A 19,756-nucleotide genomic window follows, 5' to 3' on the forward strand; every position below is an offset into this window, starting at 1 on the left:
ACTTGATAAGGAAGCTTATTCAATAAAAATAAAAGGGAGATGAATATGAAACAGTTGGCTATGTTATTAACTGCTGGCGTGGTGGCTTTAATGCTATCTGCTTGTGGTGAAGATAAACCGAAGCAACCGGAGGTAAGACCTGAAAATGCAGCGACTCAGTCTGCAGACAGAACAAATGAAGCCAAGCCCATGGATGCAACGGCTACACCAGAATCAACTGGCACTGAGACTGAAGAATAATCGTTCAGATGATGGACTATAACCCCGCATAAGCGGGGTTTTTTATAGCTTAGATTTCTAAGAACCTGTCTTCAGAGTCTAACTACGCAGGGCTAAAAGCCTCGATTTTCTGCGCTCCATTGCTCACATACTACTATGTATGCTGCGCTATGGTGCTCTAAAATCAAGGCTTTTAGCCTCAGCCTAGCGACTCTGAAGACAGGTTCTAAAGGAAAATCTATAAGTTATACAAAGGATGATTGTATAAACTCATGGTTTCTAAATAGGTGGAGAGAAGTAAATGGAAACGTTGGCGAAGATAGGCTGGTTTCATCTGTTCTATGCTCTAGTACTGATTTTATTAGGGTTTGTTATTGCCCAACAAGTCAGTAAGATCGTAAATCGGTCTTTGTCCAAGCGCTTTTCCCGGCATCAGGTCTTACTTGCACAACGATTAATTTTTTATGGTTTGTTTCTTCTCTTTGTATTTTCTGCTTTGCAACAGCTTGGTTTTAAAATGACCGTGCTTCTTGGGGCAGCGGGTGTATTTACCGTTGCCTTGGGCTTTGCTTCACAAACGGCGGCTTCTAATTTCGTCAGTGGAATTTTTCTATTGTTTGAACGTCCTTTCAGAGTTGGTGATCAGATTAAGGTCAAAGACTTGATTGGCACAGTCGACTCTATTGATTTGTTATCCACCAAAATTAAAACTCCTGAGAACATGCGCATCCGTATACCTAACGAAACAATCATGAAATCGGACATTACCAATATGAGCTTTTTTAATACTCGAAGAGTTGATATCCTCATTGGAGTGGCTTATAGCAGTGATATTGATCATGTTAAATCCGTTTTAACCCAATTGGCGAATGAACATGAGACTGTGGAAAAAGAGCCTGCAGCACAAGTGAGTATTAATAATTTCGGTGATTCGGCCATTGAGTTAAAATTTATGGTATGGACACAAACGAGTCAAGCAACGCAAGTAAAGAATCAACTGCAAGAAGCGATAAAGCGCCGCTTTGATCAGGAACAAATTGAAATGCCTTTCCCACAAATAACCCTGCATCAGGGACAGTAATGGATCCAATTACACAGGGAGCATTAGGTGCCGCTTGTTCACAAGTCCTATTACACAACTATGACAAGCGCAATGCCTGGCTGGTGGGTGCTGTAGGAGGAATGATTGCAGATTTGGATCTGGTCATTCGTTCATCGCACGATCCCATGCTTTTTTTTATTTACCATCGTCAGTTTACGCACTCGCTTTTTTTTATTCCGTTTGGAGGATTGCTGACTGCCTTTGCATTCTTTCCTTTTAAACGATTTCGCAAGCATTGGCACCTCACTTTGTTCGCGGCATTGATTGGTTATGCCACGCATGCTTTACTGGACGCCTGCACCAGCTACGGCACCGTGTTGTTTTGGCCCTTTTCTGATAGGCGTATTGCCTGGGATATGGTTGCCATTATTGACCCTTTTGTCACGGTCCCGCTCTTGTTAGGCGTTGTTTGGACGATAGTGTTTGATAATAGACGGGGAGTGGCGCTTGGTTTAATGGTGGCGGGTTCATTTTTGTTTTTTAATTCTTGGCAACATCATCGTGCTCTTAAGGTAGCAACGGCCTATGTCCATCAGCAACAGTGGGCCTATAAGAGATTGCGTGCTTTTCCTGGTTTAGCCAGCTCAACTCAGTGGCGAATTGCCGGCTATGTCGATGATAAATTATTGATTGCCGATGTGATTACGCCTTTGTTTAGTTCAAGTAAGATTTACCCCCTAGCGCTCTTTCCGGCATTCAAAAAACAAGATTTGCCATCGTATATTTATGAGGCAGGACAACAATTTCGTGACTATAAGGTCTTTTCCTGGTTTACCGATGGTTATCTGATAGCAGCACATCGGCAGCCTCTTTTGCTGGTCGATGTTCGATATCTTATAGGAGATGACCCATTAATTGCGTTATGGGGTATTCAATTTAACATGAATCAACGACATGTGAATGTTGTTCGTTCAATTAATCTTAAGAAGGGCTTTAAACCTTTAAAGTCGCAACATGCACAGGAGTATGATGAACGATGAATATTGCAATTCTGGCTACGGGTGATGAAATCATTGATGGCGATACTCTGAATACCAACAGTCATGCGATTGCCCATAGTTTGTCTTCGGAGGGTTTTTTTCTGGGATTGCATCTTGCTTGTGGTGACAAAGAGAAAGACATTTATTCGTGTCTTGAATTTTTATGCCAAAGCCATGACACTATTATTGTAACCGGTGGATTGGGCCCAACTTCCGATGATCGTACACGTTTCGCTCTAGCGCGATTTCTGGATATGCCGCTCGTTGAATGTCCGGAAGCATTGAATCATATCCAGGCGCGGCTAAAACGAGCGAACCTTTCTATGAATCCAGGCAATCATCAACAATCACTTTTTCCAGCGCAAGCCATTTTGTTGCCAAATCCTTACGGTACGGCGATGGGTTGTCATTGTTCTTGGAATAATAAACAATTTATCCTGCTTCCTGGCCCACCACGGGAATGTCTTGCAATGTTCAATCATCATGTTTTACCTGCATTACGACCTAAAAAAACCGATAGCAAATCGTGGCTTAAATGGCGTCTTTTTGGCGTAGCAGAAGGAGAAATTGCTCAGATTCTTGATGATGCGTTGGCTAATATGGATTGCGAAACAGGATATCGTTTAGAAACGCCTTATGTTGAATTTAAAGTACGGTGCCGTGATGCTCAGGTTTCTGCAATAAAGGGAATGATTGACCCGATTGTTGCGCCGCATATTATTGCGCCTCCTGAGCAAAAAGCCTCCGAGGGCTTGCGTAAACGGCTAGAAACGCTGGAAGAACCCATTGTTGTCATTGATGATGCAACAGGGGGAATGCTGCAAACGCTTATTCAACACCCAAGCACTTATCCTAAAATAATATTTCATGAGAACGATAAATGCCGTGTGCATTTTCATCTTCGTGGATTGGAGGAGTATTGGTCGAAAAAGCAATCAGCAACAAGTCATTTGGTCATCAAATATCATAATGATATTGAGCATGGCAGCGAAACACATCAGATTCCTTATCGCAGTGCTTTGGTGGTTGATTATGCGGCAGAATGGTTAAGTTTCCGATTGCTTCATCTCATCGATCAATTGCATTAATGCCAGGCATAATTCCTGGGTGCCCTCGTCGCGGATTGCTGAAAGGGTAAATACTTTACCTTGCCAGTGTAGTGCTTCTAGAATGCGTTGGATGGTTTGTTGGCGTATTTCATCGTTTGGTATCAAGTCAATTTTATTCAGTACAAGCCATCTTGGTTTATTAAGCAAGGCAGGATCATAAGCCGTCAATTCTTGAATAATGGTTTGTGCCGATTGCACAGGATCACTGCCATCTAAAGGCGCAACATCAATGAGGTGCAATAACACGCAGGTTCGTGATAAATGCTTTAGAAATTGATGGCCTAATCCCGCGCCTTCAGCAGCACCTTCAATTAATCCTGGAATATCAGCCATGACAAAGCTTTTATGTGAAGCAATGCGGACAACACCAAGATTTGGATGCAAAGTTGTGAAAGGATAATCAGCTACTTTGGGCTTTGCACTGGACACTGCGCGAATCAAGGTCGATTTTCCGGCATTGGGTAAACCGAGTAATCCAACATCGGCTAATACGCGCAATTCCAGATGGAGTTGACGGCTTTCACCGGGTGTGCCAGGGGAGGTTTGTCTAGGAGCCCGATTGACGCTACTTTTATAACGAGCATTTCCCAATCCATGAAAACCACCCTGAGCAACTAGAAGCCGCTCACCAGCATGACGAATGTCACCAATAAGTTCTCCTGTTTCGACATCATGTACCAATGTTCCCACAGGCACTTGAATGATTAAATCGTTGCCTTTTTTCCCCGTGCAATTGCTGCCCATGCCACTTTGGCCATTTTCAGCTTTAAAATGACGCTGATAACGAAAGTCAACCAGTGTATTTAAATCTGGACTTGCTTGCAGATAAACACTGCCTCCATCGCCACCGTCTCCCCCATCAGGCCCGCCACGAGGGACGTATTTTTCGCGTCTGAAGCTTAGGCAACCATGGCCACCATGACCTGCCTCTACCTTAATGTTTGCCTCATCAACGAATCGCATGTTTTGGCTTAATGTTGGCCTTCTGCAGCAACAGGAGTGATGTTAACGTATCGGCGGTTTTTAGCACCTTTTGTGGTGAATTTAACCAAGCCAGCAACCAAGGCATATAGGGTATGATCACGACCAAGCCCTACACCTTCACCAGCATGGAACTGTGTCCCTCTTTGGCGCACCAGAATTTCGCCAGCATTTACCAGCTGCCCGCCGTATCGTTTTACACCAAGATATTTGGGATTCGAGTCACGGCCGTTTCTTGTACTACCACCTGCTTTTTTGTGTGCCATTGCAATATCCTCTTTAAAGAGTCAATAAGCGCTAAGGGTTTATTGACTAATACCGGTAATTTTAATTTGCGTGTAATACTGTCGATGTCCCATTTGTTTCATATGATGTTTGCGTCGGCGAAATTTAATGATTTTAATCTTTTTGTGGCGCGCATGCTCAAGTATTTCAGCATTGACCTTGGCATTTGCAATAAAAGGTGCGCCACAGGTAACATTATCACCGTCTGCTATCATCAAGACTTCAGAAAAATCAACGTTGCTGCCAATTTCGGCCGATAATTGTTCAACTTTAAGTACATCACCTTCTTTGACGCGATATTGTTTACCGCCTGTTTTGATTACCGCATACATAATAATTCTCCAACTCGCCGTGTGATTGTTGACAAAGCCTTTGACTGATTGGCTATCACTGGTTCAATAAAAGTGCCACATTTTATAAAATAACCGTTACGACTTCAAGTTGATTTTAAATTATTGTATACTTCGCGCGTTTTACTACGTGAATTTGTTAACAAATTCGCTTTTTTTCGCCCTCGAGAATCTGGTCGCAAGATGAGGGGTTTTTTTATGGAGACTTAAATCAATGTCAACAATTGTTCTAGAAGCTGAAACAAGAGCAGATAAGGGGAAAGGTGCGAGCCGCCGCCTGCGTCGTCTTGAAAATAAAGTGCCCGCCATTTTATATGGTGGTGAAAAAGAACCAAAGCCAATTCATTTATTGCATAACAAAGTACTGAAAGCATTGGAAACTGAAAGCATTTATTCCAGCGTTTTTGAATTGAAAGTGGATGGCAAAGCAGAAAAAGTGATTCTTAAGGCGATTCAGCGCCACCCTTTCAAGCCAGTCATTTTACACATGGACTTGCAGCGAGTGAGCGCCAAAGATATATTGGTCAAATTAGTACCCCTGCATTTTATGAATGAGCAGAATGCCAAAGGCGTTAAAGCCGGTGGGATGGTCAATCATACGATGATGCAGGTGGAAGTTCGCTGCCAAGCTAAAGATTTGCCGGAATACATTGAAGTCGATCTGTCTGATATGGAATTAAATGATGTGTTGCATCTATCCGATCTAAAATTGCCAAAAGGCGTTCATTTAGCGGTTGATCCCAGCGAAGGTGATCACGACCATCCAGTGGTCAGTATTCATGTGCAAAAAAGTGGCGTTACTGAAGCAGCCGCTGAAAAAACAGAAGAAAGCTCTGCTGAAGGTTCCGCTGAAGAAAGTGCAGAATAAAATAAATAATTCTGTTTTTCTCATCGTAGTTTGTGGATGATAAGAGCTTCGATTGATTCATAGTACAGTGCCATTAACGGCGATAGGAAATCCCTCCTAACCTCCCTTTAAACAGGGAGGAATATTCAAGGCATGTGGTTCCTTCTTTGTAAAGAGGAGGGGAGGGATTTTTATTATGAAGTGCGGCTTAGTGAAGACAGCTTAAACCTGAATCTTACCCATGACCATCAAGTTAATTGTCGGTTTAAAAAATCCTGGTGCTTCTTATGCCTCTACACGCCATAATGCTGGGGGTTGGTTTGTTGAACGGTTAGCCCAATATTATAAGCTAACGTTCAAAGCTGAAAAAAAACTGCATGGTGAATTAAGCGGGTTAGAATTTAATGGGAGCTCTTGCAAGCTATTACTGCCTTTGACCTATATGAATCACAGCGGCTTGTCTGTTCGGGCCGTAAGTCAGTTTTATCGTATTCATGCCAGTGAAATATTAGTGGCCCATGATGAACTGGATCTTCCTGCAGGCCGCATCAAATTGAAAACAGGTGGTGGGCATGGCGGCCATAATGGGTTGAAAGATATCATCAATCAGCTGGGATGTTTTGATTTTCATCGTTTACGGGTTGGTATTGGGCATCCTGGTCATAAAGAATTGGTACTAAATTACGTGTTAGGGAAACCAGCTCAGGCGGAACGTCAATTGATTCTGGATGCCATCGAGCGTGGAGTTGATGTGATGCCAGAGATTATAGCAGGCGATTTGGCTAAAGCGATGAATGTATTGAATGGTTAAGAACCTGTCTCCATAGCCTAACTAGGCAGTGCTAAAAGCCGCGATTTTCTGCGCTCCGCTGCTCTAAAATCAAGGCTTTTAGTCTCAGCCTGGCGACTCTGAAGACAGGTTCTAAGTGAGGTTTTCATGGGATTTAAGTGTGGAATTGTCGGTTTGCCTAATGTCGGTAAATCAACCTTGTTCAACGCGTTAACTAAGGCGGGTATTGAAGCGGCAAATTATCCATTTTGTACCATTGAACCTAATGTTGGCGTGGTTACCGTTCCTGATTCGCGCTTACAGGCATTAAGTGATATTGCTCATCCGCAGCAAACCATTCCTGCTGTGATGCAGTTTGTTGATATTGCTGGATTGGTGAAAGGTGCTGCCAGTGGAGAAGGGCTTGGTAATCAATTTTTGGCAAATATACGGGAAACCGATGCCATTGCTCATGTCGTGCGTTGTTTTGAAAATACGGATGTTGTTCATGTGGAAGGAAAAGTTGATCCATTAAGCGACATTGAAGTCATTAATACCGAACTGGCTTTAGCTGATATGGATACGGTAGAAAAAGCTTTAAATAAAGCTGGAAAAATCAGTAAAAGTGGCAATAAAGAAGCGCTTTTTGAAAAGCAAACCTTTGAAAAAATAAAAATGCATTTGGATGCGGGTAAACCTGTGCGTACGTTGCAACTGACTGCTGAGGAAAAGCAAATTAGCCAGCGCTTATTTTTATTGACAGCTAAGCCTGTGCTTTATATTGCCAATGTAGATGATCAAGGCTATGACAATAATCCTCTGCTTGATAAGGTATGTAATCTGGCTGCTGATGAAAAAGCTCGTGTGGTTGCCTTATGTGCGGCCACCGAAGCAGAATTGATTGAATTGGATGAAGTAGATCGCCAGGAATTTATGGCTGATTTAGGATTAAGTGAGCCTGGGTTAAACCGTGTGATTCGTGCGGGTTATGAGTTATTAGGTCTGCAAACTTATTTTACCGTCGGTGTTAAGGAAGTGCGTGCCTGGACGATTCATCGAGGAGCCACAGCACCGCAGGCAGCTGGAGTGATTCATACAGATTTCGAAAAAGGATTTATTCGTGCGGAAGTGATTGCTTATGATGACTTTATCGCTTGCCGGGGAGAGCAAGGTGCAAAAGAGGCAGGTAAGCTGCGCCTCGAAGGCAAGGAATATGTGGTGTGCGATGGGGACGTTATGCATTTTCGTTTTAATGTCTAGACCTTAAAAATCTAACCTCCCTTTAATAAAGGAAGGAATATGTTTGATTTGCGTCATGACATCATTTGAAAAAATCAGGACTGAAAATAGAAAGTTTCAGTCAATTGTTCTTTAAATAAGGCTCGCTATTCGTTTTGTGTTTGTTAGAATTTAAGTTAAAACAACTGGTTGTTTGTTTGCAAAACACAAAAAATCCTGGGGCTTTTTTATGCATATCATCGAAGTCAAACAGTTAAGCATTGCTTTTCAAACAGAAAAGCAGGTAATTAGTGCCGTTGATGATGTGTCTTTCCAGTTAAATCCCGGTGAAACACTGGCCTTGCTTGGCGAATCTGGTTGTGGAAAATCATTGACTTCTCTCGGTATGATGCGCTTATTACCGCCCAATGGTGTGTATGGTCGTGCAAGTGAAGTGGTTCTGGCTGAGCAAGATTTACTTAATTTGCCTGAATACCTTATGCGCAGTCTTCGTGGGCGGCGATTGGCTATGATATTTCAAGAGCCAATGACTGCATTAAATCCAGTCTTAAGCATTGGTGAACAATTATCGGAAGTGTTACACCGACATCAAACAGTGCCGCGTAAGCAAATTAAAGAGCATATGTTGGCTTTATTGGAAGAGGTTGAAATACCTCAGCCAGAAAGACGATTACAGCAATATCCACATCAATTATCGGGAGGACAAAAACAGCGTGTGGTGATTGCAATGGCTTTGGCAAGTCATCCGGACATCCTCATTGCTGATGAACCAACTACTGCGTTGGATGTAACGATTCAGGCGCAAATTCTCAAACTGTTGAAAAAATTACAACAACAGCATCAAATGAGCCTGCTTTTGATCACGCATGATCTGGGCGTCGTTAAAACGATAGCCGATCGAGTTTGTGTCATGTATGCCGGGCAAGTGGTTGAAACAGCCAGTATTGGTGATTTTTTTAAACAGCCTTTGCATCCTTATTCACAACAACTATTAGTTTCCTTGCCATCCTTTGCCAAACGCGGGCAACAATTACAGGCGATTGGTGGTGCGGTTCCCGTTCTTGATGCTATGCCGGCAGGATGTCGTTTCCATCCACGTTGTGCGCATGTATTTGCCCCTTGTGCATCGGTAGAGCCGCCATTGCAGGAGCCTCAGTCTGCTCGTTTTGTCCGATGTCATTTATATCCTGAGCATGCTTATCCACCGGATTTATCTCAGCAAGAACAATCGTGGATAATGGAACAGAAGTCAGATGAGATTATTCTCTCGGTGGAGAATTTGGCAATCTATTTTACCTCAGGAGGTGGCTGGTTTAATCGTCATCGAGAACTCCATAAAGCAGTGGATGGCTTATCCTTTGATTTGCGTAAAGGTCAAACGCTGGCCTTGGTCGGTGAGTCGGGTTGTGGCAAAACAACCACCGCGCGCGCATTATTGCGATTGCAACCAATCACCTCCGGTCAAATCGTTTATCGTGGCCAGAATGTTGCGAACATGCGAGGTCGGGCATTACGTGCGTTCAGAAAAAAAGTACAAATCATCTTTCAAGATCCATTTTCTTCCATGAATCCGCGTATGACCGTTGGTGAAATTCTGGCTGAAGGTATGTTGGCGCAGGGGTTGCGCCGTGCAGAAATCCATAAAAAACAATTGCAACTGCTAGAGCAGGTGAATTTGTCGACCAAAAGTCTGCAACGTTATCCGCACCAGTTTTCTGGCGGCCAACGTCAACGAATCTGCATTGCAAGAGCATTGGCAACGGAACCAGAGCTTTTAATTTGTGACGAACCCACCAGCGCACTGGACATTTCCGTGCAGGCGCAAATTCTTAATCTCTTGAAAGAATTGCAGCAGTCGTTTGGTTTGTCGTATTTGTTTATTACTCATAATATGGGCGTGGTTGCTTATCTTGCCGATGAAGTGCTGGTCATGCGAGCAGGAAAAGCCGTTGAGCGGGGAGACTGTGAGACGATTTTTACTCGTCCATCTCACAGCTATACCCGTCAACTGTTAGAGAGTGTGCCCCAAGTCTAGATGATCTTCATCGCGAACGTCTGAAAGAGAACGGCTTCGGCGCAGAGGTGCAGTGGCACCAAGTAAAGTTTCTCTGGATGCACCTAGAGATACATCGGATAACGAGCGAGCTCTTCTCATTGGCGCAACTGGAAGTACTTGGTCAGCAGGAGAATGCAATGGACTGGCTAACTCTTGGGATAGCCTCTGAAAGGGTACCTCAAAGGCTTGCAGTTTTTGTCGATGGTCGGCATCAGAGCGTTCTAATTTAGGATTTAACGAGTCTTTGCACCGCTGTACCTTTTCTTCGTGCAGCGTAAGTCGTTTTGCAAATTGCTTTTCATCATAGGCTATTTTAGCGCCAGCAGCTATGGTAAAGGCACCAGCGGTGGCGGTAAGGCCCATGGCTGCCGCACTGGCAAGACTGCCGGCTGCCAGGGCAATACCGAGGGGAGCGAGCACGCCTGTTAAAACCAAGGCCAAACTGACTGCAAGCAGTAAAGCCGTAGCGCCTATCAGCAGTGCTGTACGGTTTCGTTGCCAGAAGTTTGGCTTAACTGGTTTTTCTTTTTCTAGCTTAATGAGTTCTTGTTCATTATCGGTAACGATTTTTTTAATATCTTGTTGGTGTGTCTCTGCTAGGCCTACTTTTTGTTTCTTGAGTGCATCTTGCAACGTTTCAGCAACCAGAGTCGGGAAGTTTTTATCCAGCGGTGGGTTTTCGCTTAACCGTTGAATGGCAGTGGCTTGTTTCAATAATGCTTCTTTTATATTTGTTTGTTTTTCTTCAGACAAAATAGAAGCCTGTAATTCCAGTTCAATGGCGTAGAGCGCCAACTGATTTTGCAGTTTGAACCGTTTTTTGGCTTCTTCATCTTCCAGGGTATCAAGTCGTTCATTAACTTTGGCAAACATGGTTTTTAAGGCGCGTTCAAAATGATCGAGTTTGAAGAAATCAACATCATTTTGTGTTGCTTCGGCAAGTGCAGCCAAATGCTCATCCAAATCATCACCATGAGGAATAGTTTGAGCAAAGGTGATGTATTTTTGCAACAGGGTGGTGCGATAATCACGATCATCAATGTTATGATTTGATATAATGCGTTCAGCCAAACTAACAAAACGCTCATAATTAACAGAATCACCATCAATAATTCCAGACAGTAATTGGCTGATGGATGCTGAACGAAGAAATGCAAACGCTTCATCAGGAACACCTTCTTCTTCGATTTCCTCGCCAAGATCACGAGGACTGGCTAATTCAATAAAATTTGCAACGGATTGAATGAGTTCCACCTCATCATGATCGATCAGTCTAAATTGATTATCTTGCATGCTGGCTATGGACGCTTTAAGTCTGGCTAGTTGTTCCTGATTATCAGTATGTTCTGGAATGGGGGTAATCGATTGATCCATCCGGTTTACGTAATAGAGATGATCATTGTAAAGGACAACGCCATTTTTTCCTTGTAATAATCTGTCTAAATCAGGCCATGAAGCCGTGTTTGGGTCAAAGGTTACTTTAACGAGACCGCATGGAGACGTTTCGGGGACTAAGGTTGGATGGGTGAGATAGAGTACCTCACGATCACTGGGTGCTGCAGTTGTGTTTCTGATAATGGCTAAAGAAAAAGGACGTTTTATGCTTTTCTCAGGATCAGGGTCATCTCGCAAAAAAGCAATGGAAAAAGCACAGTTTCTACCATCATCGTCGATATAGCTAAAACAAATGTCATTATAATAACTGTTGATTCCTCCGGCGTGCTCATGAGCTATGAAGGAATTTTCCGGATAACCAGGTAATGTATTGATACGGGCTCTGGTAAATATACGACCATCAAAATTTCCTTGGGTATAGGCGAGAGGTTTTTTCTCATCTTTTAATGTTTCCGTCGCATCATCATAAAGATGAGAGGTGTCTTGCAGACGATGTTGTATTTCTGCAACTGGATATTGATAACTGACGTAATGGGTTCTTGGAAGATCTGCAGCAATTTGGTGGTCATACGTAGATTTTGTTGAGCCTTCAATAAGATTTGGAGTATGGCTTGGAAGATCTCGAAATAACGTAGAAGCAACCTCTATGTAATTTCCAACGTATTTTTTAAAAGCGGCCATGGGACATGCTCCAAATATATTACTTATTACTTGACCTTATAATAAAGGAAAAAACTTAAGGAAATATGATGTATTTTAGCTGAATTCTGGAATCCAACCTGGTTACCGCATTTGCGGTAACCAGGCTACAACTATAGGTTGGATCGTTTGTCAGATGGTTAAGAGAATGTTGAGCGAGGTGCTTCTACTTCGGGTGATTTTGCTGTAAGAGCCTCAGTTAATTCTTGGTTAAACGTGTTGAGTTTGGCGTGCAGGGATTTTCGATAGTCAGGACCTGATTTGGCGCGAGGTTTGAAATGCTGCAAGCCTTTCTGAATTACCGAAGATAAATCGCCGTAGGTGGCTGGATTTGTTTGATACTTAATGACAGCACTTTTTAACTCGTGAAGGTAGACTTGACGTTTTTCCGCTTCCGTCTGATAACTGAAACATCCGAGAACCAGTGCAGCGGCTCTGCTGAAGAAATCACGCCAGGAAAAAGTACTGGCTCGCTCCTTAAGATAATCGCCGAATATTCCACCCAACTGGGTGTCATGCGAGCCAAAGAATCTGGTTTTCAACGCGGTTAAACGATCATGGCGCACGCTACTTACTGTTTCTATCTCTTCATCATCATAAACACCAGTCGCTTGTCGTAATGTCCTTGCAGCAGATGAGAGACGGGGTTTTAATCCATCAATGATCTCAAGTTGGTCTGCGATAGCCCGCTTTTTGCTGCCGGATGCTTCTGCAAGTAGGGGAGAAGCATTAAGGGCAGCTAATTGTTTTTGAATGGCTTTGTGTAGTTTTATTTTATCTGGGGTCGCTAAAGACGCGGAGTCATCCGTCCGGCTTGCCAAAGCATGCATGGCATGTGCGATTTGCGTCAATTGCTGTAATTGCAAGCTTTCTTTTTTACGGATTATAGTTGCTACAAGCTGACTTAACTCATCGTATTGTTGGGATAATCGGTCGTTTTGTTCGTTTAACTGCTGTAATTGTCCGGCCAAGGTTTCTTTTTGTTCGGCTTGTTCTGCTAATAGGGTTTCTGAGTCTGGAATGCCTTCATTAAATGTTTGCCATGCTGTATTCTGGGCAGTCAACCTTCTGGCAATTTGACGCACCTGTTCTTCGCATGATCTATCCTTAAAGGTTGATATGGTAAGCAGGTTTTGCAGTTGTGAAATCATGGTTTCATGGCGGCGAATATGAGCTAATGCCTTATCAGGTGATAGACTATCCAGTTCAGTCAACAGAGAAGGCAATCCATTAGCCTGCATTTGAGCCTCATTCAATTTAAATTCCAGCTTAAGCATGCGGTGTTCCAGGACGGCATGCTCGTGTGCGAAATTATCTAGCTGTGTTTGTACTTCTAAATGTGCTAATTCTTGTTTTTGTCTCTCTCGAACTTTGCGTGGTTCAATAATTTCCTGATAGCGCTGCTGCAGTTTATAAAGATTCACTTCGGAAAGACTTTGCGATGGCGATGTGCCAGACGGTGGTTGAGTGATGTCTACTGCCAGTTCGGCAGCAATTTGTGCGCGTTTGGCCTGAATGTAATACAGTATGTCCTCCATATCAGCATCAAAATCACTATAAACAATGGAGGTGTGATGTTGAAATAAATCGAATACATAAGTGGTATTGATGCCATACCAAGCACCGGCCTGTTGTTCGCGTTTATATAGTTCATCGATGAACTGTCCTATCGCTTCATTGCATTCAAGGTATCGTTTTAAGTCTTCTTTTGGTACCTCTTGGGCAGGAATATACAGACTGGAACGATTTTCAATGGCTTGTGCAAATCTTGCTAGGGATTCATCGGCCATTCTAAGCGCTTCTCGGCGAGCTGCTTCATGATGGCGTAATTGCTCCAAGGCTTCTTCAATGCCTTCAGGCTCTATCATGCTGGCGAATGTAGCTTGTTTTTCTGCTTTTTTTGCTTCGGAGGCTTGAGCAATCTTAAGGGTTTCTTCTTCTTTTTCTTCTGCAGCATGCAGTAATTGCTCGCGGCCTTCGCGGGTTTGTTTTGCCCGTGCCTCTTCAATAGGTTGGTGTTCTTGTGTGGCAGTGGTAATCAATTGCTGAATGCGGTCTCGCTGAGTTCTTATTCTAGTGATTTCTTCGAGTAAGGTGACGTGCGTTTTTTCCAATGCCGTTCGGAAGGTTTCTTTGGCAGCGTAAGGAGCTGGCGGGGATAAGGTTGAATCCAGTTGATCATCCCGTTCCTCCAAGGCGCGTTGCTGCTCCATGAGTTGAGCACTATAGTGTTTTAAACCCGCAATTAATGCGGTATAACTCTCACTGTTTTCTGTTAAGCGCGTAAGCTCGTCTTCCGCACTGGATAAAGAAATGACATAAGCCAGTGTGCTCCCCTCACCAGTAATAAAATCTGGCGTGGTAATTTCTTTTACGGCGGTTGCTTCTTTTAATTGTTGTTTATAAACAGCAAGTTTTCGGACTTCTAGGAGTTGGGCCATCTGGGTTTCAAACAATTCAACAATGCGTGGTACTTCATGATCACATGCTGTAACTCCTTCGTTATGCAAGTGTTCCAATGCTTGTTTTGTGGCATTTTGCTCAATATGGGTGCCAGTGTTGAATAAATGTTTCCAGGCAGTTGTGATATCGCCGATGGTCGTTGTCCCAGGATTTGCTAATAAGCGATGATAGTCGGAAATGATATTGGGAAAATGGCGGTCTATGTTCTCTTTCCATCGCCTATTAAATTGGAGAAATTGAGTGGCTCGTTCTCTAATTTGGGCAAGCACGTGTTCTCGGTCTGCAATCATGGCATCGATTGCTGTTATGTCATCGGAGCCTGATGCCAAAAGTTCTTTACCCGGGCGTAACAGACGTTGAATAGATTCCTCACCAATGAGCTGTTGCAAGTCGTCATGCTGCGCTTTCCATGCTGCGGTTTGTTCTCTTGCCTGTTGCTGACGTTCTTCTTCGTGTTGAAGGTAATCGACGGTTTTGTCAATGGATTCAGGCGTATGGGTTACATAAACTAACAGACGTTTATCTAATTCCTGTTGCAGACCCTGCAGAAGGTCGGTTAATCCTTTCTCTCTAGCTTCCGGATCAGGAACAGCAAGGGCTAGAAAGCGCTGCATGGCTAATCCTGCCTGGTAGGTTTTATCATCAATGATCTTGGGTACCCAGGTTTTTTTATCCAAATATCCGAAGGATTTTCTAAATGACATGAGCTGACGTGCCAAGGAAGTATGACCTTCTGCTATTTGAGTGGTAAGGTCGGCGATATTCCATATGGCTTGTAAGACATTATCGGAATAATCGGATCGGGTAGGAGGCACAAAACCTGTGGCACCGGTACGCAAGGATTCTGGTAATAATCTTTGGGCAGCAAAAACCTGGTTTGCATCACTGGCGCTTAGTTTTTTTGTATCATAAACAAATTTTTTTCCTGCTATAGCCTCAATGTCTGCTTTAAGTTGACTAAGTGCATCAGTAAACGCGCTCATGGTTTCCCCTGTCGGTTCAACAATACCTAGGGAGTGATGACACACCCTACTATTACGATAATTTCTAATCAATCAGTATAGAAGGTAATTATTAACTTAATATTAATTCGAAAATAATGTGTTGCTCCTATCCAGGCTGCAAATAGCATGGTGATTTTATGAAGAAAATAAAGTTTTAATGAACGCATCCAATTCAATGAGCGGGATAAGAGAAGATTTATCCTGATTGCGTGCCTTATATTCTATCAGCGCTTGCTCCAGATTACGTTCACTGACCACGAAGCGATGAGGAATACCGATTAAATCGTTGTCCGCAAATAATACGCCAGGGCGTTCATTGCGGTCATCCAGTAAGACATCAATACCATAGGATTGACATTCTTGATAGAGTGCTTCGGCTTTATCTTTCACTGAATGCGACCGATGGCCATTGATGGGAATAATGGCAAGCTGAAATGGAGCGATGGCTTGTGGCCAGATGATGCCGCGGTCATCATGATGCTGCTCAATGGCTGCTGCAACAACACGAGAGATTCCTAATCCATAGCAACCCATGAACATGATTTGCAACTGGCTCTCTTCATTAAGGACGGTTGCATTCATGGTGCGTGCATATTTGTCGCCCAATTGGAACACGTGACCAACTTCGATGCCTCGACAGGCGTGTAAGTTTCCTTTGCCATCCGGACTAGGATCGCCCTCCTTGACGTTGCGTAAATCATAAGCTTCATGATAGGTTGCATCTCTACCCCAAGCCACATGAATATAGTGCTTGTCAGTCTGATTAGCGCCGCAGACAAATGCGGTCATAGCCAGTGCCTGGTGGTCCACAATGACTGGAATATCTAAATGAACCGGCCCAAGCGAGCCAATCGATGCACCCAGAGTATTGATGATTTTCTCGTCATCAGCAAAAGACACAGGGGATTTGACTAAGGGATGCTTGGCTGCCTTGATTTCATTTAACTCATCATCTCCTCGTAGAACGAGGGCAATCAAGGGTTGTTCCCGGCCTTCAACAATTAAGGTTTTAACGGTTTGTTCGGGTTTAATGTGTAAAAAATTAACCACATCAGCGATGGTTTTTTGTCCAGGGGTATCAACCAAGGTCATCAATTCTTGTGGTAAAGCCGTTGCTTTGGGAGGAACGAGAGAGACTGCCTGTTCAACATTGGCTGCATAATCACTGCCGTCACTGTAAAAAATTAAATCTTCACCGGAGTCAGCCAATACTTGAAATTCGTGAGAAGCTGAACCCCCAATGGCTCCAGTATCGGCTTCTACCGCGCGGTACTTAAGCCCAATACGGTCAAATATTCGACAATAAGTCTGATACATAGTGTTGTAGGTACGTTGTAAGCACTCCTGGCTTAGATGAAAAGAATAAGCGTCTTTCATGATAAATTCACGGGCACGCATCACGCCAAATCTTGGCCTGATTTCATCGCGAAATTTGGTTTGTATCTGATAAAAATTGACAGGAAGCTGCTTATATGAATGCAATTCATGGCGCATGAGATCGGTGATCACTTCTTCATGGGTAGGTCCAAAACAATAATCACGCCCATTGCTGTCTTGCATGGTTAGAAGTTGGCCACCAAAAGAATCCCAGCGACCGGTTTCTTGCCAAAGTTCGGCGGGTTGCACGGCAGGCATAAGCACTTCGAGGGCATGTGAACGATTCATTTCTTCACGGACAATCTGTTCAATTTTGCGTAAAACCCTTAATCCCAGTGGCAACCAGGTGTAAAGACCAGAACCAAGTTTTCTGATCATTCCGGCTCTTAGCATCAGTTGATGCGAGACAATCTCTGCATCGTTTGGTGTTTCTTTAAGAGTGGCATAGAACCATTGTGATGCACGCATGTTGACTCCTAATGTCCAGAGTTTGCTTCATGAATTAATTTATGTAATTTTTCCGTGAGCTTGTCGCTATGTTTCTTATCAAAATGAGCCACTTCCGTTGAGAAGTCTTTAAAGGTTACTTCACCGGTATTAACATCATAGATTGCACCAACCATGCCAATTTCTTCCTGATCTATCATGGAACTTAAGCGTTTGCTTTCTTGGTAAATATGCTGCAATGTATTGGCAATATTTAATTCCGTGACATGATGAACAAAATCGCTGTTGTTGCTGGTACGATTGGATGTGGTCTGAGTTTCAGCGGTGATGGCAGGCTTAATTTTAGCGAGCAATTGCGTAATATGTCCCTGCTCAACATTATCACAGGCGGCCTGGATGGCTCCACAACGTGTGTGTCCTAATACGACAATAAGTTTCGCACCCACTACATGACAGGCATACTCCATACTAGCCAGCACATCGTCATTAACAACGTTTCCTGCTACGCGCACACAAAACAAATCACCAAAACTCATATCAAAAATAGTTTCAACAGGAACTCTGGAGTCGATGCAACCCAGTACCACGGCAATAGGGTGTTGGGTGGTTGCTGTATATCTGATGTCTGTTTTTATGCTGCGATGAATGCGATTATCGTGAAGAAAACGTTGATTTCCTTCTTTCAAGATATTCAACACTTGCGATGGTTCAAGCATTGATTGCACATCATAGGTGGTGACATTAATAAAATCGATGTAATTATGGATGGCGTAATGGTCTTTAAAGCCAATCAAATTTAAAGAGATTTGTTTGTGAGGCGCTTGTTCATTTTTAAATTCCTTAAGAAATTCAACGATTTCTTTATCGATATAATCAGAATATCGGGCATCAATAATCAATTGAGAATTTCTGGGGATCGAATCAAGTTCAGCCACTAATGACGCTTTGTTCAAAAAAGTGGTTTGTTGCGGCAATATCAAACGATTAGTCACGCCATTGGGATAAAATTCCTTGATGATGTCTAAGCGCACCTGGCTATTGGATTTGAGAATATAAAAAAGACTGACCAGCAACCCTATGAGAATGCCGGCAAGCAGGTTAAAGACGACGATGCTGGTGACGGTAGCAATAAAGGGAATAAATCGATCCAAACCCTGGCGAAAAATATTTAAATAAATGGCCGGGCTTGTAAGTTTGTAACCTGTGTAAATCAGGATGGCGGCCAGTGAAGATAAAGGAATTTTATTTAAAGCCTGAGGAATCAACATGACGGCAAATAAAATAAAGAAACCATGTAAAACGGCAGAGGCCTTGGTTTTTGATCCCGCTTGAATATTGACTGAAGTACGAACAATAACGGAGGTGACTGGAATTCCTCCAGTGAGTCCCGCGATCAAATTGCCGAATCCTTGGGCGAACAGTTCTCTATCTTTGGAACAATAGCGACGTTTACGATCCAGTTTCTCTCCTGCTTTGACATTGAGCAAACTTTCCAGAGAGGCAACGACTGCCAGGATAAAAGCATACAGGTAAACTTTGGGGTTGCTCCAAGCTGACCATGTTGGGGATTGCAATTGTGATAGAAAATCAGAAAATCCATCGTTTTCTGGAATATTGACTAATTGTGGAGAATGTTGTGCCAGATATGAATCGCTTAAAATAAACAATTCATTCAGGATAATGCCGACGATAACCACAACAATAGGGCCTGGAATGACTTTAAGCCAGGTTATTTTTGTTTTACTGAAGAAAATTAAAATGGCAAAGGAGAACAATGAAATCAGCATGGCCCCGCTATTGATATGAAAAGATAATTCATATAAGGGTTTTAGCGTTAATCCTTCTGTTGTTTCCAGCAAGTGCATTTTTAGTTCAGCCAGATCAGAAGAAAGCGTGAATGCAAGAGGTAATTGTTTAATAATAAGAAGAATACCAATGGCGCATAATAAACCTTGGATGACGTTAGAGGGAATATAATCGGCGATGAAACCAGCCCGGAAGCTGCCAACGATGATTTGTAATATCCCAGCTAACGCTAAGGCTAATAGGAACGTATTGAAATCACCAAGTTGCGCGATGGCCGCGAGAACTACGGCAGCCATACCAGCAGCTGGGCCGCTGACACTGACCTGAGAGCCGCTTAAACTGCCGACAACCACGCCGCCAATAATACCACTTAAAATCCCTGAGAAAAGCGGGGCACCAGACGCCAGAGCAATCCCAAGGCATAAGGGGATAGCGACTAAAAAGACCACAATGGCGGCGATGAAATCAAATTTTAAAGCCCGCCTTTTATAAACACGCAGCTTGCGGAAATTCGTGCTTAAGACTTCAGTCATTGTGATTGGGTTCATCTGAGATAAGGTACGGGAATTCTATATCAATGCGGATGATTTGTTAACCATTTGTGTGATTTGTGTATTATTGATAATAA

At 43.2% G+C, this 19,756-nt stretch carries 15 protein-coding genes; 8 read left to right on the plus strand and 7 right to left on the minus strand.

All coding sequences use genetic code 11. From position 1 onward, the window contains the following. Positions 1-45: 45 nt before the first annotated feature. The 4 genes from E1O52_RS01675 (at position 46) to E1O52_RS01690 (ending at position 3,389) form a co-directional block, all read left to right on the plus strand. Positions 46-240, plus strand: a complete 195-nt coding sequence (locus tag E1O52_RS01675) for a hypothetical protein (RefSeq protein WP_133126983.1) — start codon at positions 46-48, stop codon at positions 238-240. A 280-nt stretch (positions 241-520) separates the two neighbouring features. Next, positions 521-1,300: a mechanosensitive ion channel family protein gene (locus tag E1O52_RS01680; RefSeq protein ID WP_133126984.1), complete on the plus strand. Its 780-nt coding sequence runs from the start codon at positions 521-523 to the stop codon at positions 1,298-1,300. Next, on the plus strand, positions 1,300-2,301 hold the full coding sequence (locus E1O52_RS01685) for a metal-dependent hydrolase (protein ID WP_133126985.1): 1,002 nt from the start codon (positions 1,300-1,302) through the stop codon (positions 2,299-2,301). The genes E1O52_RS01680 and E1O52_RS01685 overlap by 1 nt, the downstream gene beginning before the upstream one ends. After that, positions 2,298-3,389, plus strand: coding sequence for a competence/damage-inducible protein A (locus E1O52_RS01690; protein WP_133126986.1), 1,092 nt, complete (start codon positions 2,298-2,300; stop codon positions 3,387-3,389). Before E1O52_RS01685 ends, E1O52_RS01690 begins: the two co-directional genes overlap by 4 nt. Here E1O52_RS01690 and cgtA read toward each other — a convergent pair. The 3 genes from cgtA to rplU are packed head-to-tail and all read right to left on the minus strand — an operon-like array spanning position 3,348 to position 5,008. Further along, on the minus strand, positions 3,348-4,373 hold the full coding sequence (gene cgtA, locus E1O52_RS01695; protein WP_133126987.1) for an Obg family GTPase CgtA: 1,026 nt from the start codon (positions 4,371-4,373) through the stop codon (positions 3,348-3,350). The two genes, E1O52_RS01690 and cgtA, sit on opposite strands and share 42 nt — an antisense overlap. 8 nt (positions 4,374-4,381) lie before the next feature. Beyond that, a complete protein-coding gene (rpmA, locus tag E1O52_RS01700; protein WP_133126988.1) occupies positions 4,382-4,657 on the minus strand; it encodes a 50S ribosomal protein L27 in 276 nt (91 codons plus the stop codon). 39 nt (positions 4,658-4,696) lie between these two features. Further along, on the minus strand, positions 4,697-5,008 hold the full coding sequence (gene rplU / locus E1O52_RS01705; RefSeq protein ID WP_133126989.1) for a 50S ribosomal protein L21: 312 nt from the start codon (positions 5,006-5,008) through the stop codon (positions 4,697-4,699). Between the two features lie 232 nt (positions 5,009-5,240). Here rplU and E1O52_RS01710 point away from each other — a divergent pair, with 232 nt between their 5' ends. From E1O52_RS01710 to E1O52_RS01725, 4 genes are all read left to right on the plus strand, one after another. Continuing rightward, positions 5,241-5,894 (plus strand): 50S ribosomal protein L25/general stress protein Ctc, encoded by a 654-nt coding sequence (locus tag E1O52_RS01710; protein ID WP_133126990.1) that lies wholly within the window; start codon positions 5,241-5,243, stop codon positions 5,892-5,894. A 220-nt stretch (positions 5,895-6,114) separates the two neighbouring features. Next, a complete protein-coding gene (gene pth, locus E1O52_RS01715; RefSeq protein ID WP_133126991.1) occupies positions 6,115-6,684 on the plus strand; it encodes an aminoacyl-tRNA hydrolase in 570 nt (189 codons plus the stop codon). Positions 6,685-6,810: 126 nt separating this feature from the next. Further along, positions 6,811-7,902 carry a redox-regulated ATPase YchF gene (gene ychF, locus E1O52_RS01720; RefSeq protein ID WP_133126992.1) on the plus strand — a complete coding sequence of 364 codons (1,092 nt, stop codon included), beginning with the start codon at positions 6,811-6,813 and terminating at the stop codon, positions 7,900-7,902. A 208-nt stretch (positions 7,903-8,110) separates the two neighbouring features. Then, positions 8,111-9,916, plus strand: a complete 1,806-nt coding sequence (locus E1O52_RS01725; RefSeq protein ID WP_133126993.1) for an ABC transporter ATP-binding protein — start codon at positions 8,111-8,113, stop codon at positions 9,914-9,916. Here the strand turns inward: E1O52_RS01725 and E1O52_RS01730 are convergent. The 4 genes from E1O52_RS01730 to E1O52_RS01745 form a co-directional block, all read right to left on the minus strand. Beyond that, positions 9,893-12,013, minus strand: coding sequence for a hypothetical protein (locus E1O52_RS01730; protein ID WP_133126994.1), 2,121 nt, complete (start codon positions 12,011-12,013; stop codon positions 9,893-9,895). The two genes, E1O52_RS01725 and E1O52_RS01730, sit on opposite strands and share 24 nt — an antisense overlap. Before the next feature lie 158 nt (positions 12,014-12,171). Further along, complete coding sequence (locus tag E1O52_RS01735; RefSeq protein WP_133126995.1) at positions 12,172-15,477, minus strand: coiled-coil domain-containing protein; 3,306 nt, start codon at positions 15,475-15,477, stop codon at positions 12,172-12,174. A 156-nt stretch (positions 15,478-15,633) separates the two neighbouring features. Next, positions 15,634-17,343: a proline--tRNA ligase gene (locus E1O52_RS01740; protein ID WP_133126996.1), complete on the minus strand. Its 1,710-nt coding sequence runs from the start codon at positions 17,341-17,343 to the stop codon at positions 15,634-15,636. An 8-nt stretch (positions 17,344-17,351) separates the two neighbouring features. Beyond that, the gene (locus E1O52_RS01745) at positions 17,352-19,661 is read right to left on the minus strand and encodes a bifunctional SulP family inorganic anion transporter/carbonic anhydrase (protein ID WP_133126997.1); all 2,310 of its coding nucleotides are present in this window, start codon (positions 19,659-19,661) and stop codon (positions 17,352-17,354) included. Positions 19,662-19,756: the final 95 nt, after the last annotated feature.

Source organism: Legionella nagasakiensis (assembly GCF_900639915.1).
GTDB classification, from domain to species: domain Bacteria; phylum Pseudomonadota; class Gammaproteobacteria; order Legionellales; family Legionellaceae; genus Legionella_A; species Legionella_A nagasakiensis.

Bases quoted from the DNA above. Each gene is read 5' to 3' on its own strand.
- E1O52_RS01710 (WP_133126990.1), top strand. From the start codon at position 5,241: ATGTCAACAATTGTTCTAGAAGCTGAAACAAGAGCAGATAAGGGGAAA.
- rpmA (WP_133126988.1), bottom strand. From the start codon at position 4,657: ATGGCACACAAAAAAGCAGGTGGTAGTACAAGAAACGGCCGTGACTCG.
- E1O52_RS01675 (WP_133126983.1), top strand. From the start codon at position 46: ATGAAACAGTTGGCTATGTTATTAACTGCTGGCGTGGTGGCTTTAATG.
- E1O52_RS01730 (WP_133126994.1), bottom strand. From the start codon at position 12,013: ATGGCCGCTTTTAAAAAATACGTTGGAAATTACATAGAGGTTGCTTCT.
- E1O52_RS01735 (WP_133126995.1), bottom strand. From the start codon at position 15,477: ATGAGCGCGTTTACTGATGCACTTAGTCAACTTAAAGCAGACATTGAG.
- E1O52_RS01685 (WP_133126985.1), top strand. From the start codon at position 1,300: ATGGATCCAATTACACAGGGAGCATTAGGTGCCGCTTGTTCACAAGTC.
- pth (WP_133126991.1), top strand. From the start codon at position 6,115: ATGACCATCAAGTTAATTGTCGGTTTAAAAAATCCTGGTGCTTCTTAT.
- E1O52_RS01680 (WP_133126984.1), top strand. From the start codon at position 521: ATGGAAACGTTGGCGAAGATAGGCTGGTTTCATCTGTTCTATGCTCTA.
- E1O52_RS01740 (WP_133126996.1), bottom strand. From the start codon at position 17,343: ATGCGTGCATCACAATGGTTCTATGCCACTCTTAAAGAAACACCAAAC.
- E1O52_RS01690 (WP_133126986.1), top strand. From the start codon at position 2,298: ATGAATATTGCAATTCTGGCTACGGGTGATGAAATCATTGATGGCGAT.
- cgtA (WP_133126987.1), bottom strand. From the start codon at position 4,373: ATGCGATTCGTTGATGAGGCAAACATTAAGGTAGAGGCAGGTCATGGT.
- ychF (WP_133126992.1), top strand. From the start codon at position 6,811: ATGGGATTTAAGTGTGGAATTGTCGGTTTGCCTAATGTCGGTAAATCA.
- E1O52_RS01725 (WP_133126993.1), top strand. From the start codon at position 8,111: ATGCATATCATCGAAGTCAAACAGTTAAGCATTGCTTTTCAAACAGAA.
- E1O52_RS01745 (WP_133126997.1), bottom strand. From the start codon at position 19,661: ATGACTGAAGTCTTAAGCACGAATTTCCGCAAGCTGCGTGTTTATAAA.
- rplU (WP_133126989.1), bottom strand. From the start codon at position 5,008: ATGTATGCGGTAATCAAAACAGGCGGTAAACAATATCGCGTCAAAGAA.